Here is a 256-nt window from a genome sequence, read left to right as displayed (position 1 = left end):
AGTGTCACATTGATCCAGTTCCGTTGCTCCGACGGGGCCAGTGTGATGTTGCCTCCCGTCGCATGGGTGGTCCCCGTAGTCCACCACTGAGTCTTGATCGGCACCGTTGTCGATGAGAACCGGATTCGGTAGGTCCCCGCCCGCAGACCGTCGATATAGAAGCCTGTGTTCGCGCGGACGGTGGCCGAGGCAATGACATCGCGCGAATTTGTGCTGGAGAAGACGTCCACCTGGATTTGCCCATCGGGCAGTGCGA

1 protein-coding gene is annotated in these 256 nt (G+C 60.2%); it reads right to left on the bottom strand.

From position 1 onward, the window contains the following. Positions 1-256 (bottom strand): hypothetical protein (locus ACZ3HH_RS30690; RefSeq protein ID WP_465810441.1); only part of this gene is annotated, 256 nt, incomplete at both ends.

This window comes from Pseudomonas sp. PME37.24/025 (genome assembly GCF_055556615.1).
Note: the sequence above shows the minus strand (reverse complement) of the source record. Positions and strands in the feature narration are given on the sequence as shown.